Source organism: Prevotella sp. P4-51 (assembly GCF_002251455.1).
GTDB lineage: Bacteria > Bacteroidota > Bacteroidia > Bacteroidales > Bacteroidaceae > Prevotella.
The window spans coordinates 25,252-41,055 of the sequence record NZ_NPJM01000044.1; the positions used below are offsets into that span (position 1 = coordinate 25,252).

The following is a 15,804-nucleotide window of genomic DNA, read 5'->3' on the forward strand; positions in this document are numbered from 1 at the left end:
GATGCAAAGGTATTAATATTGTTCTATATATCCACTATGTTCATCGTTATTTTATCTCTTGTTAACATTTAGAAGCCCAAAAACCGCACAAATCGGGCTTTTTGTGCGGTTTTTGGGCCTTAAATTGGACTCTGTGAGCACCCAGATTGGTCTCGAGGGCACCCAGGTTGTTCTCGGTTTCCTATTTCTTCAGTTCCGGATATTGTATACGTGTATGATAAATGGCCTTGAGGCGCTCGATGAGCACCAGTTTGGCCTGAGCGATGTCGCGGAAGGTGATGGGGCACTCCTTGAAGAAGCCGTCGGCCACCTGCTGGTCGATGAGGCGGTTGACGAGGTCGCAGATGCTGTCTTCGGTATATTCGGGTAGCGAGCGAGAAGCCGCCTCGACGGTATCGGCCATCATGAGGATGGCCTGTTCGCGGGTGAAAGGATTGGGGCCGGGATAGGCAAATTCCTGGATGTCGACATCCTCGTCGGGATGCTCATTCTTATATTTAATATAGAAGTACTTGGTGATGCCCTTGCCGTGGTGGGTGAGGATGAAGTCCTTGATGAAGGCGGGCAGATTGGCGCGCTCGGCCTCTTTGACGCCCTTGGTGACATGGCTGATGATGATGCGCGCGCTCTCGCGGCAGGAAATCTCGCTGTGAGGGTTCACGCCCGACTGGTTCTCGGTGAAGAAGACGGGGTCGTCTTTCTTTCCGATGTCATGATAGAGCGCTCCGGTACGCACAAGCAGACTCTTGGCGCCTATCTTGTTGGCTATCTCGGCTGCCAAGTTGGCCACGGTGATGGAGTGCTGGAAGGTGCCGGGAGCCACCTCGCTCAGCTCGCGCAGCAGTCCCTTGTTGGTGTCAGACAGTTCGATGAGCGTCACATCGGAGATAAATCCGAAGGTCTTCTCGATGAGATACATGAGCGGGTAGGCAAGCAGCAGGAATACGCCGTTGACGATGAAGTAGGAGTACATGCTGTGGTCGAGGTCGGTGAAGTCGCTGTCCTGCATGAGTTGCAGGGCGAAGTAGACCACGCAACTCGACAGCGTCACCAGCAGAGCGGTGCGGAACACCTGGGCACGGCGCGACAGTTCGCGCAGCGAGTAGATGGCCACCATGCCGCCCACTATCTGGACGATGATGAACTCGTACTGGTATTTTACGGCGGCGGCACAGATGATGACCATCGTGACGTGGGTGGCAAAGGCGGTGCGCGAGTCAAGGAAGACGCGCACGAAGATGGGCGCCATCACCAGCGGCAGGATGTAGACGCTGAACACGTTGTGGGTCATCATGAACGACACCAGCACGGGGAAGAGCGTCACCATCACGTAGAGCATCAGTATGTTGCGGGGCTTGGCAAAGTAGTCCTTGCGGAAGAGCGCCAGGTAGGTCGAGAAGAGCGAGATGAGGATGATCACAAACAGCAGCTGGCCCATGATGGTCGAGGTAATCTCGGTAGAGTCTGAGCTGCGTCGCTGCATCTCCCGCTCAAACGAAGAGAGCACGCGGTAGTCGTAGTCGTCGACTATCTCGCCACGGTCTATAATCTTCTGACCCGTAAGCACCATGCCGCTGGCTGGCGAGATGCCGCTGAGCAGGTCGTTGAGCTCGGCCTGGCTGCGGTCTTTGTCGTAGATGAGGTTGGGCTCGATGTACTCATTGAGGTTGAGCTTCTGCAGGGTCGACTTCTGGTCGGCCAGACGCTCATCGGCGAGCAGCTGTTCGTAGGCACTCATGGTCGAGTAGACCTGCCCCACCTCCAGAGGCACAGCCTCTTTCTCGTTGACTATGCGTATGGTCGTGGCAGAGTCTCTTGCCATATCCTGATATTCTGCCATGCCCATGATACCTGTGGCATAGAGGCGGTGCAGGCGCTTTATGACGGCCGCCTCCAGGTCGTGGGAAATAGGGTGGCTATTGGCGGCGAGGTCCTGGCGCAAGTGCTCTATCTGCTGCTGTTCCACCTGAGTGTCGTAGCGGTAGTAGGGCTGAAAGGACTCCATCAGCGAGTCCTGCTCCAGCTTGATGGCTTCGTCGGTCTTGTAGATGGGGAAGTCAAACTTGGCGATGAACGAGCCGTACATCCATGGCTTGCCGATATCGTATCTTATGCGCTGGCTCTCGTTGTGGGGCAGAAACCACACGATGATGGCCGTGCTGGCAATGATAAGTGTCAGACGCGTGAGCGCTCTGTTGATTCGGTTGTTGGTAAACCCTATTTTCATGTTTATTGTATCTGTAATGCTTTTATTTTGCGAAAATACGAAAAATAATGGTCAATACTCAGAAAAATACCGTAATTTTGCAAAAAAATAATAATTTCTATAAATATAATGACCGAAAGAAGAGTCAGAGTGCGCTTTGCGCCGAGTCCTACAGGACCTTTGCACATCGGTGGTGTTCGTACCGCCCTTTTCAATTACCTCTTTGCCCGCCAGCATGGTGGTGATTTCGTGTTCCGTATCGAAGATACAGACTCCCATCGTTTTGTTCCAGGAGCAGAGGAATACATTATAGAGTCATTCAAGTGGCTCGGTATCAAGTTTGACGAGGGCGTCAGCTTCGGTGGTGACCATGGTCCCTACCGCCAGAGTGAGCGTCGCGACATCTACAAGAAGTATGTAGACCAGCTCTTGGCCGACGGCAAGGCTTATTATGCCTTCGACACGCCCGAGGAGCTTGACGCCAAGCGCGCCGAGATACAGAATTTCCAATATGATGCACGCACCCGCATGCAGATGCGCAACTCGCTGTCTCTCCCCGAGGCAGAGTGGCGCCAGATGATAGCCGACGGCGAGCAGTATGTGGTGCGCTTCCTCATCACCCCCGGTATCGAGGTGCATGTCAACGATATGATACGCGGCGATGTGGTCATCAAGAGCGACATCCTCGACGACAAGGTGCTCTATAAGAGTGCTGACGAGCTGCCCACTTACCATCTTGCCAACATCGTAGACGACCATCTGATGGAGATAAGCCACGTTATCCGTGGCGAGGAGTGGTTGCCATCGGCACCGCTGCACGTGTTGCTCTACCGCGCGTTTGGTTGGGAAGACACCATGCCCCGCTTTGCCCACCTGCCATTGCTCCTCAAGCCCGAGGGCAAGGGCAAACTGTCCAAGCGCGATGGCGACCGTCTGGGCTTCCCCGTATTCCCGCTCGAATGGCATGACCCCAAGACCGGCGAAGTGTCAAGCGGATACCGCGAGAGCGGCTATTTCCCCGAGGCAGTGGTCAACTTCCTGGCGCTGCTGGGCTGGAACCCAGGCACCGAGCAGGAGCTCTTCAGTCTCGAAGAGCTGGTTGAGGCCTTCGACATCAGCAAATGCTCGAAGAGCGGTGCCAAGTTCGACTACCAGAAGGGCATCTGGTTCAACCATGAGTACATTCTGCGCAAGAGCAACGAAGAGATAGCCGACCTCTTTGCACCCATCGTGGCCAACAATGGCGTGGATGAGTCGATGGAGCGTATCCGCACGGTAGTCAGCCTGATGAAAGACCGCGTCAGCTTTGTACGCGAGCTCTGGGATTTGTGCTCTTTCTTCTTCCTGCCACCCACGGAGTACGACGAGAAGACAGTGCGCAAGCGCTGGAAGGAATATTCAGCCCAGCAGATGACCGAGTTGGCCGAGGTGCTCGAGGGCATCGACGACTTCAGCATCGAGGGCCAGGAGCCTGTGGTCATGAAGTGGGTCGAGGACAAGGGCTACAAGCTGGGCGACATCATGAACGCCTTCCGTCTGGCCCTCGTGGGCATAGGCAAGGGTCCCGGCATGTTCGACATCTCTGCCTTCCTGGGCAAGGAGGAGACTCTGCGCCGTCTGCGCCGTGCCGTTGAGGTTCTGAAATAACTATATATATAATAAGGTGTCGTGCCCACGGGGGCGGCACCCTTTTTTCGTTAGATTATGTACAATGTCATTATCTACCTGATACAGGTGGGCGTAGCCATAGCCAGCCTGTTTTCAGACAAGGTGCGCAAGATGTGGCGCGGAGAGCAGGAGTCGTTCCGTATATTGCGTGAGAAGATTAACCCAGCCGACCGCTACATCTGGTTTCATGCTGCGTCGTTGGGCGAGTTTGAACAGGGCCGCCCGCTGATGGAAGAGGTGCGCCGCCAGCACCCCAAGTACAAGATACTGCTTACCTTCTTCTCGCCCTCGGGCTATGAGGTGCGCAAGGACTACAAGGGAGCCGACGTCATCTGCTATCTGCCCATCGACACCATAGGCAATGCGCGCAAGTTTCTGCGCATCGTGCGCCCCGTGATGGCATTCTTCATCAAGTACGAGTTCTGGTACAACTTCCTGCATGTGCTCAAGCACCGCGGCATACCCACTTACAGCGTGTCGAGCATCTTCCGTCCCGAGCAAATCTTCTTCAAGTGGTACGGATGGCGCTACAGCCGTGTGCTTACTTGCTTCACCCGCTTCTTCGTGCAGAACGAGGAGTCGCAGCGCCTGCTTGCCTCTATCGGCATCACCGATGTCGACGTGGTGGGCGACACCCGCTTCGACCGCGTGCTCCAGATTAAGGAGGCAGCCCGTCGTCTGCCCATTATCGACGCCTTTGTGGGTGGCGATGCCGATGTCAAGGCGCCCGTCTTTGTGGCTGGCTCTTCCTGGCAGCCCGACGAGGAGATTTTCATTCCCTATTTCAACGAGCATAGACAGTGGAAACTCATCATCGCGCCCCACGTGATAGGCGAGGACCATCTGCGCCAGATTACCGACATGCTCCAGATGAAGACCGTGCGCTACACCCAGACCAACGAGCAGGAAGCCGCAGAGGCCGACTGTCTCATCATCGACTGTTTCGGTCTGCTGTCGAGCGCCTACCACTACGGCGACGTGGCCTATGTCGGTGGCGGCTTCGGCGTGGGCATCCACAATGTGCTCGAGGCAGCCGTGTGGGATATGCCCGTCATCTTCGGTCCCAACAACCAGCGCTTCAGTGAGGCGCAGGGCTTGAAGCGTGCCGAGGGAGGCTTTGAGATACACACCCCGGAAGACTTTGAAGAACTGATAACCCGCTTTACCGACGACGCCGAATACCGCAAGTGCTGCGGCGATAGGGCTGGCGCATTTGTGGCCCAGATGACTGGCGCCACCACCAAGATACTCGGCAAGGTGAAGTTCTGAGCAGCGCTTTCCATCCCGCTTGGCTCGCTGCTCGACCTTCAAGGCTCCACCGTCTGGCGCCATAGGCCGACAACCATGACCATAGTAATAGAAAATCAGTATATTCCCCTGTTTCCCGTCATCGTGGAGGCAGGGGAGTTTTGTTTGGCGGCGGGCTGGGGGAGCGTGGGCATGGCTGTGGGGGCAGCGACGGCCGGGCTGTTGCTGATAATGAGGCGGCTGGCCACGTATGATGGGGCGGCTGATGACCTTGGGCGGCTCGTATCGTAAGTCACGAGCCTACGTATCGTAAGTCACGAGCTTTCGTATCATATGTTACGTGGCCTCGTGCCTTACGATACGAGCCAGCCAGGTTGGTCAGCAGCTTCGCAGAGTTGGTCAGCAGCTTCGCAGAGTTGGTCAGCAGCTTCGCAGAGTCGGTCAGCAGCTTCGCAGAGTTGGTCAGCAGCTTCGCAGAGTTGGTCAGCAGAGTTGTGGAGATGGTCACGGTGGCTCGCTCGTGGGTCAGGGTGCTTGAAAAAAGGATAAAAGTGACGGGATAGGGGGATAAATTGGCAGAAAAAGTTTACCTTTGCAGTGGCCTTCGTGGCTATATGTGCGAGCATACGAGGCTATAAATATAATGTACGAGGCTATAAATATAATAAGGTGTAAGATGAACAACGTGACAGAATGGTTGCAGACCGTGGGAGTATGGCTTAGCCGCATCGCCTATTGCAGGGGATTTGGCATCCAGTCGCCGTCGGCTTACCGCTTTGTGCGCTATGTCATCAACGAGCATTACCCCTATTATGCCTACGCCGACCTGCAGAAGCGGGTGCCCGTGGAGAGCCGTGTGGCGCTGCGCCTGCTGCGTCTCTGTCTGCGCGTGGCCAACGAGGTCCAGCCCCGCTATATCCTCGACTTCATAGACGGCTTGAGCGCTGAGCGCTGGGAGTATTTCTCTGCCGGCGCGCGCCGTGCCTGCATCCTCCCGGTGGCTGAAGGCGACGAGGTGCCCGCTGTCATCGACGGCGAGCGCGTGGTGATACGCACCGATGTGCAGCATGTGGATGCTCTGCTCAGCCTGTTGCCGCGCATAGACAGCGCCAGCTTGGTCATGGTCCACGGCATACACCGCGACGCCCGCTCGCGCGAGACTTGGCAACGCATCGTCGGCAACAGCCATGCCGCCGTCTGTTATGATTTATACTACACCGGCATCGTGATGCTGGACCAGAGCAAGCACAAGCGTTGCTACACAATCAATTTTTAATCCAATCGTCCCTATATTTTTGCTTTTTTTTATTATTAATGATTATTTAACAGCAAAAATGGTCGTAAACAGTCGTATAATTGAATATAAAGTGCTACTTTTGCATCCAATAAAATTAACGACCAAAACTAAAGACTATGTATTGGACTCTTGAATTAGCTTCAAAATTGGAAGATGCACCTTGGCCCGCAACCAAGGACGAACTTATAGACTATGCCACCCGTTCAGGTGCTCCTCTCGAGGTGCTCGAGAACTTGCAGGAAATAGAGGATGAAGGTGAAGTGTATGAAAGCATTGAAGACATTTGGCCCGACTATCCCTCCAAGGAAGATTTCCTCTGGAACGATGATGAATACTAATCGCTGACGGACTGACTTTCTCAGCCGTAGGCGTAGAATATAAGCGGTATAGGAATTCCACAACAGGGTTCCTATGCCGCTTTTTTCCGTCTTTTCCCGCCAGTGGGCCAAAATAACCCTCCGAAAACTTGTTCCTTTCCTCTTTATATCGTATATTTGCACACGACAAGTTCGGAAAAATGTCAAAAATGACACAAATCGGAAGTTGTTAGTGTAATTATGAAGATAAAAAGAGACATAGTCAACAAATTCAAGGAGTGGAAAGATGCGGCAAAGCACAAGCCAATCCTATTGAAAGGCGCCCGCCAGATTGGCAAGACGTGGGCCATGGAAGAGTTTGGAAAGGAATGCTTTGACTACACGGCGAAATTTGACTTTGACCGCCAGAAGGAGTTATTGTCAGCCTTCACGGTGTCAAAGGACCCCGCCCGCATCATAAAGGAACTGTCTCTTTATAGCCCAGTTCCCCTTGTGCCGGGCAAGACGCTGCTCATATTTGATGAGATACAGGAGTGCGAGGAAGCGCTCAACTCGTTAAAGTATTTTTGTGAGGAAGCCCCCGAATGGCACATCATAGCGGCTGGCTCGCTGTTGGGTGTGGCTGTTAAGAGGCGGAGGATGACCGTACCTGTTGGTAAGGTACAGGTTATGCGCATGTATCCTATTACGTTCAAGGAGTATCTGCGGGCCAGCGACATCCAGATCTTCAATTATGTTGAGCAGATAGAGGAACCGGAGAAGCTACCGCTTATTATTCTTGACAAGTTGAAGTCGGAGTATCGCAGATATATGGTCTCTGGCGGTATGCCTGAAGCCGCTGTCAGCATGCTTGAAAACCAGGGAATGCAGGCAGTCGACGACATACTGCAAGGCATATTGGACTTGTATGAACTTGACTTCGCCAAGTATGCAGACCCTCGCGAGATACCTCGCATACATGCCCTTTGGCGCTCACTTCCGTCCCAGCTTGCCAAGGAGAACAGGAAGTTCATCTATAAGGTTGTAAAAAAGGGCGCAAGGAGCCGTGACTACGAGGATGCTTTGCTCTGGCTTGAAGATGTAGGCATGATATATTGTGTGAACGCCGTCTCGAAACCTGGAATGCCATTGAGCGCCTACGAAGAACCAGACATATTCAAGGTATATGCCAGTGACTGTGGCCTGTTGAGGCGCTTGGCCGACCTGCCGGGAAGCATAGTCATTGACCCGACAGCCAACTACACCGAATTCAAAGGCGCCATGGCAGAGAATGCGGTGTTGCAAAGTCTGTTGCCATCCTATGGCTCTGTGCCTTACTATTGGTCTTCGGAGGGGAAAGCAGAAATAGAGTTCCTGTTGCAGCGGGAGGACGAGATAATACCTGTAGAGGTAAAGGCAGAGAACTGCATCAGTGGCAGAAGTATCGTTGTGTACAACGAACGTTACCACCCCAAGAACCGCATACGTTTCTCTTTCCTCAACTTGCAGCGTAACAGTGGTATGCTCGCGTGCCCTTCGCCTCTGACTGAATGGGCTATGAAATGGCTGGACAAGTAAATGTCCTATAGCGATGGTGTGCCGCGCTCTTTTCGGATAGGGCAAGTAGCAGACAGGCATAGACAAAACAATTATTAACCATACAACATGACAATGAAACAAAAACATCTAATTTGGGGAGCTGCGGCAGCGTTGACCTTTCTTTTCAGCGCATCGGCTCTGGCTCACCCCCGTCCCGCCAAGAAGAAAAAGGTGGTGGAGACGAAGGCCGACGTATGCCCCTTTATGGATAAATGGGTAGAAGACGAGACCAAGTTTGAGGACCGCAAGGAGAAGGCCCACGCCACGTTTGTGCCCTATGCCTCTACAACCTCGATGCAGCAGGACGACTGCTACAAGTATCCATGGCTCACGCCTAAGCGTGCCAACTACCTGCTGCTCAACGGCAAATGGAAGTTCCGCTACACCGCCGACTGGAAGCAGGGCAAGCCCGAGAAAGACGATTTCTGGGCCGATAATGCCGATGTTTCTTCTTGGAAAGAGCTCCAGGTCCCCCTCAACTGGGAGATGGCCGGATATGATGTGCCCGTATATAATAATGTGGGCTATCCCTTCGAGAACAAGCCCCCTTTCATCACGGCGTTCAACGACAATTTCGACAAGAACCCCGTAGGTTCCTATCGCCGCAATTTCAATCTGCCTGACGGTTGGGACCAGGACAAGCGCGTCTTTCTCCACTTCGACGGAGCCTGCAGCGCCATTGTGGTGTGGGTAAACGGCAAGTATGCTGGCTATTCGCAAGGCGCCAATACCGACGCCGAATTTGATGTGACCCACTTTGTGCGCAAGGGCGACAATAACGTGTCGGTGCGCGTCTACCGCTGGTGCGACGGTTCTTACCTTGAGGGTCAGGACATGTGGCACCTCGGAGGCATCCACCGCGATGTCTATCTCGTGGCTACGCCCAAGACCTTCGTGGCCGACCATTACATCACATCGGCCCTCAAGGACGACTATGCTTCGGGTAACCTCAATGTAGACCTCACCCTCGACAACGCCGCCAAGGAGCGCTCGGAGAAGACGCTCGAAATAGAGCTCCTCGACCCCCAGGGCAAACTGGTGGGCAAGCAGGAGGCGCAGGTGGCTATGACCGCCAACGACGCGCAGAAGCACATTCGCCTCACTCTCGACAACCTCACCGGCCTGAAGGCCTGGTCGGCCGAGCAGCCCAATCTCTATACCGTCATCGTGCGCCAGAAGGTAGGTGGCAAGGAGGAGATGGTGTTCTCTACCAAATACGGTTTCAGAGATGTGGCCATCAAGGGCCACCTGGTGTATGTAAACGGCAAGCGCGTGTTCTTCAAGGGTGTCAACACACAGGATATCCACCCGCTCTATGGCCACGCCATCGATGTGGAGACCATGCTCCGCGATGTGGTGCTGATGAAGCAGGCCAATGTAAACACTGTCCGCACCAGCCACTATCCCCGTCAGGCCAAGATGTATGCCATGTTCGACTATTACGGACTCTACTGCATGAACGAGGCCGATGTGGAGTGCCACAACAACCATTCGCTCTCCAACAACCCCACCTGGCGCGACGCCTACGTAGACCGCACGGAGCGCATGGTGCTGAGAGACCGCAACCATCCCAGCGTAGTGTTCTGGTCGCTCGGCAACGAGTCGGGCGGTGGCGACAACTTCCAGGCTACCTATGACAAGGTGAAGGAACTGCTCCCCGGCCGCGACGCATGGGTGCACTATGAGGGCTATAAGAACGGCGCCAAATACTCCGACTTCGGCTCCGACATGTATCCTAAAGTCGAGGTGATGAAAACGCATATGGACGGTCTCAACAACAAGCCCTACTTCATCTGCGAGTATGCGCACGCCATGGGTCAGGCTGTGGGAAATCTGCAAGAATACTGGAATCTCATCGAGACAAGCACTGGCATTATTGGCGGCTGCATCTGGGACTGGGTAGACCAGGGCATCTACGACACGCGCCGCATACGCGAGGGTCTTCCGCTGACGGATGCCAAGACCGGGCTCCACTATTACACATCGGGTTACGACTACACCAAGATGAACCGTGGCGACAGAGGCTTCCAGGGCGACTTCATGAGCAACGGCATCATCACCCCGGGCCGTGAGTGGACCGCCAAGCTCACCGAGGTGAAGTATGTTTATAGAGACGTCGACTTCGAGTCGTTCGCCAACCACGTGCTCACCCTGAAGAACAAGCGCGCATTCACCGACCTGGCCGACAGCTACGACCTCAGCTATGAGGTGCTCCGCAATGGCGTTTCGGTGGAGAAGAACCAGGTGGCCGTCCCATCGGTGCAGCCCGGAAACACCTGCCAAATCAACATTCCTTACACCACCGTAGTGGACACCAAGGCCGAGTATGTCATTACCTTCAACCTCGTACTGAAGAAAGCCACCTCTTGGGGTAAGCAGGGCTACGCCATGGCCCAGCAGCAGTTTAAGCTCTCCGCCGACAACGCTGCTGGCGTATCGGTTGCCGACCCCACCTTCGTGCAGCAAAGCCACGGTCAGCTGCCCGCCATCCAGGAGAAGGGTAAGCTCAAGGTGAAGGGCAACACCGTCACCGGCAACAATTTCAGTATTGCTTTCGCAGAGGATGGAACCATCGCCCAGTGGACCTATGGCGACACGCAGCTCGTGCAGCCCAACGCCGGACCTGACTTCAACGGCTTCCGCCGCATAGCCAACGACAACATTAACCTCGGCGCCCCAGGTGGTGTGGCCGAGAACGAGAACAAGGAGGAAGGTGTCCTCACTGGCAAGAAGACAATGGTGAGTGCGCCCAAGAAGCAGGATAAGAACGTGATGGTGGAAACGGCCGTAACCAATGGTACCGACACCCACCAGATAGTTTACACCATCTATCCCAACGGAACCTTGGACATGAAGGTCACCACCAACAACTCGTCGGCAGAAACCCGACGCATCGGCATCACCATGCAGTTTGCGCCCGGCTTCGAGAACGTAGAATATTATGCCAAGGGTCCGTGGAGCAACTACATAGACCGCCAGCGCGGTTCGCTCCTCGGCCGCTACACCACCACCGTGGATGGCATGTTTGAAGAGCAGAGCGCGCCACAAACTATGGGCGACCGCCAGGGCCTGCGCCAGCTCACGCTCGACAACGACGCCACCCAGTTGCAAATCACCACTGAGGGCATGGTGGCCTTCTCGCTGTCGCATTTCGACGACGCCCAGTTCAACTACGACGTGTTCTATGGCGGCAAGCACCCCTACGACCTGGTGCGCTCCCCCCAGATTTTCGCCCACTTCGACTTCTGGCAGCGAGGCATCGGAAACCATAGTTGCGGAGGCGACTCGTGTCTGCCACAATACATGGCGCCAACGGGAAGCCATGAGTTTACCTTGCGCTTTACGCCAATGGCCAAATAAAGATGGAATAACCCTATACCGGAGGGTGGATATTACGCACGTTTGTCGTAATATCCACCCTTTTCCTTTGCCGCCCACCATTCTTACTTATAAATCCAAAACGGGCTAATGACCATTTTTGGGGTTTATGGCATAAAAAAAGCATCCCATGACCGTCGTTTATGAGCAGGAGATAACGAAAAAAGAACTATTGATGAGAAAAATGCAACTTATAAGTTGTGTGCTTCGTCCCAAATCTATATCTTTGCATCAAGGAGATACTGTAAATGAGATGCAAGATAGACTGCATGCTCAGATAGAGTAGGATAAACTCAATGTCTGTCGCAACTGTTTGCCGCAGAAGTATCTTGGAATTTTATGAAGATGATGGATGATGAATGTCTTACCTCTAACACTTGATATGATGAAAGCTATACGGACTATCTTAGTGCTGGCGCTGCTGCTCATGGTGACTACGGCGCAGGCACAGCGCGGCTCGTGGAAGGGCGAGCTCGACGTGCAGGGCATCAAGCTGCCCCTTGTGTTTCACTTCACCGACAAGGGATGCACCATGGACTCTCCGGCGCAGAACGTCAGGGGAATACCTACGCAGACTGTGGTCAAAGGCGACAGCGTGACGGTGGAAATCGCCATGATTGGCGCCCGCTTTGAGGGCGTGAACAAGGGCACGGAGATAGTAGGCACCTTCACCCAGCAGGGCATAGCCTTCCCGCTCACGCTCACGCCGGGCGAGGTCACCCTTAACCGTCCGCAGACGCCCAAGCCCCCCTTCGATTATCTCACCGAGGAGGTGTCGTTTACCAACGGCAGCTTCACCCTGCGCGGCACCCTCACCAAGCCCCGTGGCTGTAGCCGCCAGACTCCTGTGGTGCTGATGGTGAGTGGCAGCGGACAGCAGAACCGCGATGAAGAGCTATTCGGACACAAGCCCTTTGCCGTTCTTGCCGACGCCTTGGCACGCCAGGGCATCGCCTCGTTGCGCTACGACGACCGAGGATGGGGCGACGCCTCTGTGAGGTTCTATGAATTTACCACCGCCGACTTCTACGCCGACGCACTCAGCGGCCTTGCCCACCTGCGCAAGCAGTTTGACCGCGTGGGTATGCTCGGCCACAGCGAGGGTGGCACCATAGCCCTGATGGCGGCTGCCGAGGGCAAGACAGACTTCATCGTGACGCTGGCAGCCATGGCTGTGTCGGGCAAGGAGACGATGATAGCGCAAAACCGCTCGGTACTTACCGCCGCCGGAACGACTCCCGAGATGACCGAAGCCTACTGTATGGCCATCGGATGCGCTCTGGACCAGTTGGCTCAGGGCAAGAAGACCGCTGACATCAAGCCCACGGGCGTCCCCGTGCTCTTCCGCAGCGTCTTCGACAAAGCCCTGAAGCAGGGCGACAGTCCCTATATCCGCCATCTGCTCAATGTCGATGTGAGAGGCGTGCTCGGCGAAATCGTCTGTCCCGTGCTGGCACTCAACGGCAACCGCGACACCCAGGTGGACTGTGTCGCCAATCTCGGAGCGCTGGAGAAGGGGCTCGTCAACAGTCGCCATACCCTCAAAACCTTCGACGGACTGAACCATCTCTTCCAGACTTGCCACACAGGACTGGTCGTGGAGTATCAGCAGATAGAGGAGACCATCGACCCGACGGTGATGGAAACCATAACGTCGTGGATAAAAAACCTGTAGAAAGACAATAAAAGCTACGCTTATCCGTTATGTAAGTGTGTTGAAAAGATATTTATTTACCCTCGTCATCTCTGTCGTCGGGGCGCTGGCCGCCTCTGCGCAATATGATATGTCGCTCAGCCACTACTTTGCCCAGGAGCCGGTGTTCAACCCCGCCGCCGTGGGCAAAGAGTCCAAGCTGAATGTCACAGGCAGTTACGCCCTCGACTTTGCCGGTTTCGAGCACAACCCCCGTACCATGATTGTCGCTGCCGATATGCCCCTGTTCATGCTCAAGCATTACCATGGTGTGGGCGTGCAAATGACGAGCGACAAACTGGGTCTCTTTGACCACCAGCGTTTTGCCGTGCAGTATGCACTCAAAACCAAGCTGCTGGGAGGTATGCTCGGCATCGGCGTCCAAGTGGGTATGCTGAGTGAGAAGTTCAATGGCTCGCAGACCGATACCGAGGAAGGCAACGACCCCGCCATCCCCACGACCGATGTGAGCGGCTCGGGTCTCGATGTGGGCGTCGGTCTCTACTACGTCCACGGCGACTGGTATGCCGGCGCGTCGGTAGCCCACGCCACCGCACCCCAAGTTACGCTGGGCGACAGTTACCTGCTCGACATCGACCGTACATATTATTTGACCGGTGGATACAATATTAAACTAAGAAATCCGTTTATTACAATAAAGCCCACGGTGTTGCTGCGCTCGGATGGCTCGGCGTTCAGGGCCGACATCACATCGCGCGTGGTCTATACCCACGACAAGCGCATGCTCTATGGCGGCGTGACCTACAGTCCGTCCAACTCGGTGACCGTCCTCATCGGCGGCAGTTTCCATGGCGTCGTGCTGGGCTATAGTTACGAGCTGTATACCTCGGCCTCCATCCCAGGCAACGGCAGTCATGGTCTCTTTGTGGGATACCAGCACGATATCAACCTGACCAAGAAAGGTAGAAACCTGCATAAAAGCGTGAGAATATTATAACATAAAGATGAAGAATAAAAGCATTATAACCCTCGGCCTTGTAGCGTTCTCTGTGGCGCTGACAGGCTGTTTCGGTAGCAAGAGTGCCATCTCGGGCGGCCGCGGCGGCGAGGTGGTTGGCGTTGGTGGCCGCTCCTTTGCCGAGCCCACGCCTTACGGTATGACCAAGGTAGAGCGTGGCTCGCTGCACATGGGCCTCGACCGTCAGGACTCGCTCTGGGGTATGAAGACTCCCGTCAAGGATATCTCTGTCGACGGGTTCTGGATGGACGAAACCGAGGTTACCAACTCCAAGTACAAGCAGTTTGTGCAGTATGTCAAGGACTCTATCCTCCGTACGCGTCTTGCCGACCCCGCCTATGCCGGCGACGAGACCTACATGATTACCGAGGACAAGTATGGCGAGCCTGTCACTCCCCATATCAACTGGCGCAAGCCTCTGCCGCGCAAGCCCAATGAGGACGAGCAGCGCGCCATCGAGAGCATGTACGTCACCAACCCCGTGACCGGCGAGAAGCTGCTCGACTACCGCCAGCTCAACTATAAGTATGAGATTTACGACTATACCACTGCCGCCCTGCGCCGTAACCGCCTCATGCCCAACGAGCGCAACCTGAACACCGATGTCACCGTCAATCCCGACGAGGTGGTGATGATTTCCAAGGACACGGCGTATATCGACGACAACGGCAATATCGTGCGCGAGACCATCAACCGCCCGCTCAGCGGTCCTTGGGATTTCCTCAATACCTATATCGTCAACGTCTATCCCGACACCACCGTCTGGGTCAACGACTTCCAGAACTCTGACAACGAGATGTATCTCCGCAACTACTTCAGTAATCCCGCCTACAACGATTACCCCGTCGTTGGTGTCACCTGGGAGCAGGCCAACGCCTTCTGTGCCTGGCGCACCGACTATCTGCTCAAGGGCCTGGGCGGTGAAGCCCGCTTCATCCAGCGTTACCGCCTGCCCACCGAAGCCGAGTGGGAGTATGCCGCACGCGGCAAGGCCGGCAACGAATTCCCCTGGGAGAACAAGGATGTCAAGAACGGCGATGGCTGTTTCTATGCCAACTTCAAGCCCGACCGTGGCAACTATACCAAGGATGGCAACCTCATCACCAGCCGTGTGGGTATCTATACCGCCAACAGCAATGGCCTCTACGACATGGCTGGTAATGTAGCCGAGTGGACCAGTACCATCTACACCGAAGCAGGTGTTGAGGCCATGAACGACCTTAACCCCCAGCTCGAGTACAAGGCTGCCAAGGAAGACCCTTACCGTCTTAAGAAGAAGAGTGTGCGTGGCGGTTCGTGGAAAGACCCCGAATCCTTTGTCCGTTCGGCGTGGCGTACATGGGAATATCAAAACCAGCCACGCTCCTATATCGGTTTCCGATGCGTGAGAAGCCTCGCCAACTCGACCAGCACCAAACAGAAAAAGAACAAGAAATAACA

At 54.9% G+C, this 15,804-nt stretch carries 11 protein-coding genes; 10 read left to right on the forward strand and 1 reads right to left on the reverse strand.

Going from position 1 to position 15,804, the window contains the following annotated elements:
* Positions 1-181: 181 nt before the first annotated feature.
* The gene (locus CIK94_RS05975) at positions 182-2,227 is read right to left on the reverse strand and encodes an HD family phosphohydrolase (RefSeq protein ID WP_094421900.1); all 2,046 of its coding nucleotides are present in this window, start codon (positions 2,225-2,227) and stop codon (positions 182-184) included.
* A gap of 108 nt (positions 2,228-2,335) precedes the next feature.
* Between CIK94_RS05975 and gltX the strand changes: the two genes are divergently transcribed.
* The 10 genes from gltX (at position 2,336) to CIK94_RS06030 (ending at position 15,802) form a co-directional block, all read left to right on the forward strand.
* Complete coding sequence (gene gltX, locus CIK94_RS05980; RefSeq protein WP_094421902.1) at positions 2,336-3,853, forward strand: glutamate--tRNA ligase; 1,518 nt, start codon at positions 2,336-2,338, stop codon at positions 3,851-3,853.
* Positions 3,854-3,910: 57 nt separating this feature from the next.
* Positions 3,911-5,143 carry a 3-deoxy-D-manno-octulosonic acid transferase gene (locus CIK94_RS05985; RefSeq protein ID WP_094421904.1) on the forward strand — a complete coding sequence of 411 codons (1,233 nt, stop codon included), beginning with the start codon at positions 3,911-3,913 and terminating at the stop codon, positions 5,141-5,143.
* A 75-nt stretch (positions 5,144-5,218) separates the two neighbouring features.
* On the forward strand, positions 5,219-5,413 hold the full coding sequence (locus tag CIK94_RS05990; RefSeq protein WP_094421906.1) for a hypothetical protein: 195 nt from the start codon (positions 5,219-5,221) through the stop codon (positions 5,411-5,413).
* Positions 5,414-5,798: 385 nt separating this feature from the next.
* Entirely contained in the window at positions 5,799-6,398 is a 600-nt protein-coding gene (locus tag CIK94_RS06000; protein WP_144008315.1) for a hypothetical protein, read from the forward strand.
* A gap of 137 nt (positions 6,399-6,535) precedes the next feature.
* The gene (locus CIK94_RS06005) at positions 6,536-6,757 is read left to right on the forward strand and encodes a DUF2795 domain-containing protein (protein WP_022310382.1); all 222 of its coding nucleotides are present in this window, start codon (positions 6,536-6,538) and stop codon (positions 6,755-6,757) included.
* Positions 6,758-6,976: 219 nt separating this feature from the next.
* Positions 6,977-8,293 carry an ATP-binding protein gene (locus CIK94_RS06010; protein ID WP_094421912.1) on the forward strand — a complete coding sequence of 439 codons (1,317 nt, stop codon included), beginning with the start codon at positions 6,977-6,979 and terminating at the stop codon, positions 8,291-8,293.
* Positions 8,294-8,386: 93 nt separating this feature from the next.
* On the forward strand, positions 8,387-11,674 hold the full coding sequence (locus tag CIK94_RS06015; protein ID WP_158216524.1) for a glycoside hydrolase family 2 TIM barrel-domain containing protein: 3,288 nt from the start codon (positions 8,387-8,389) through the stop codon (positions 11,672-11,674).
* Positions 11,675-12,074: 400 nt separating this feature from the next.
* Positions 12,075-13,367 (forward strand): S9 family peptidase, encoded by a 1,293-nt coding sequence (locus tag CIK94_RS06020; protein WP_254046149.1) that lies wholly within the window; start codon positions 12,075-12,077, stop codon positions 13,365-13,367.
* Positions 13,368-13,404: 37 nt separating this feature from the next.
* The gene (locus CIK94_RS06025) at positions 13,405-14,343 is read left to right on the forward strand and encodes a type IX secretion system membrane protein PorP/SprF (protein ID WP_094388081.1); all 939 of its coding nucleotides are present in this window, start codon (positions 13,405-13,407) and stop codon (positions 14,341-14,343) included.
* A 7-nt stretch (positions 14,344-14,350) separates the two neighbouring features.
* On the forward strand, positions 14,351-15,802 hold the full coding sequence (locus CIK94_RS06030; RefSeq protein ID WP_094385612.1) for an SUMF1/EgtB/PvdO family nonheme iron enzyme: 1,452 nt from the start codon (positions 14,351-14,353) through the stop codon (positions 15,800-15,802).
* Positions 15,803-15,804 lie beyond the last annotated feature (2 nt).

Coding starts and splice junctions, on each gene's coding strand:
- CIK94_RS06020 (WP_254046149.1), top strand. CDS start 12,075: ATGATGAAAGCTATACGGACTATCTTAGTGCTGGCGCTGCTGCTCATG.
- CIK94_RS06005 (WP_022310382.1), top strand. CDS start 6,536: ATGTATTGGACTCTTGAATTAGCTTCAAAATTGGAAGATGCACCTTGG.
- CIK94_RS06010 (WP_094421912.1), top strand. CDS start 6,977: ATGAAGATAAAAAGAGACATAGTCAACAAATTCAAGGAGTGGAAAGAT.
- CIK94_RS05990 (WP_094421906.1), top strand. CDS start 5,219: ATGACCATAGTAATAGAAAATCAGTATATTCCCCTGTTTCCCGTCATC.
- CIK94_RS05985 (WP_094421904.1), top strand. CDS start 3,911: ATGTACAATGTCATTATCTACCTGATACAGGTGGGCGTAGCCATAGCC.
- CIK94_RS06015 (WP_158216524.1), top strand. CDS start 8,387: ATGAAACAAAAACATCTAATTTGGGGAGCTGCGGCAGCGTTGACCTTT.
- CIK94_RS05975 (WP_094421900.1), bottom strand. CDS start 2,227: ATGAAAATAGGGTTTACCAACAACCGAATCAACAGAGCGCTCACGCGT.
- gltX (WP_094421902.1), top strand. CDS start 2,336: ATGACCGAAAGAAGAGTCAGAGTGCGCTTTGCGCCGAGTCCTACAGGA.
- CIK94_RS06000 (WP_144008315.1), top strand. CDS start 5,799: ATGAACAACGTGACAGAATGGTTGCAGACCGTGGGAGTATGGCTTAGC.
- CIK94_RS06030 (WP_094385612.1), top strand. CDS start 14,351: ATGAAGAATAAAAGCATTATAACCCTCGGCCTTGTAGCGTTCTCTGTG.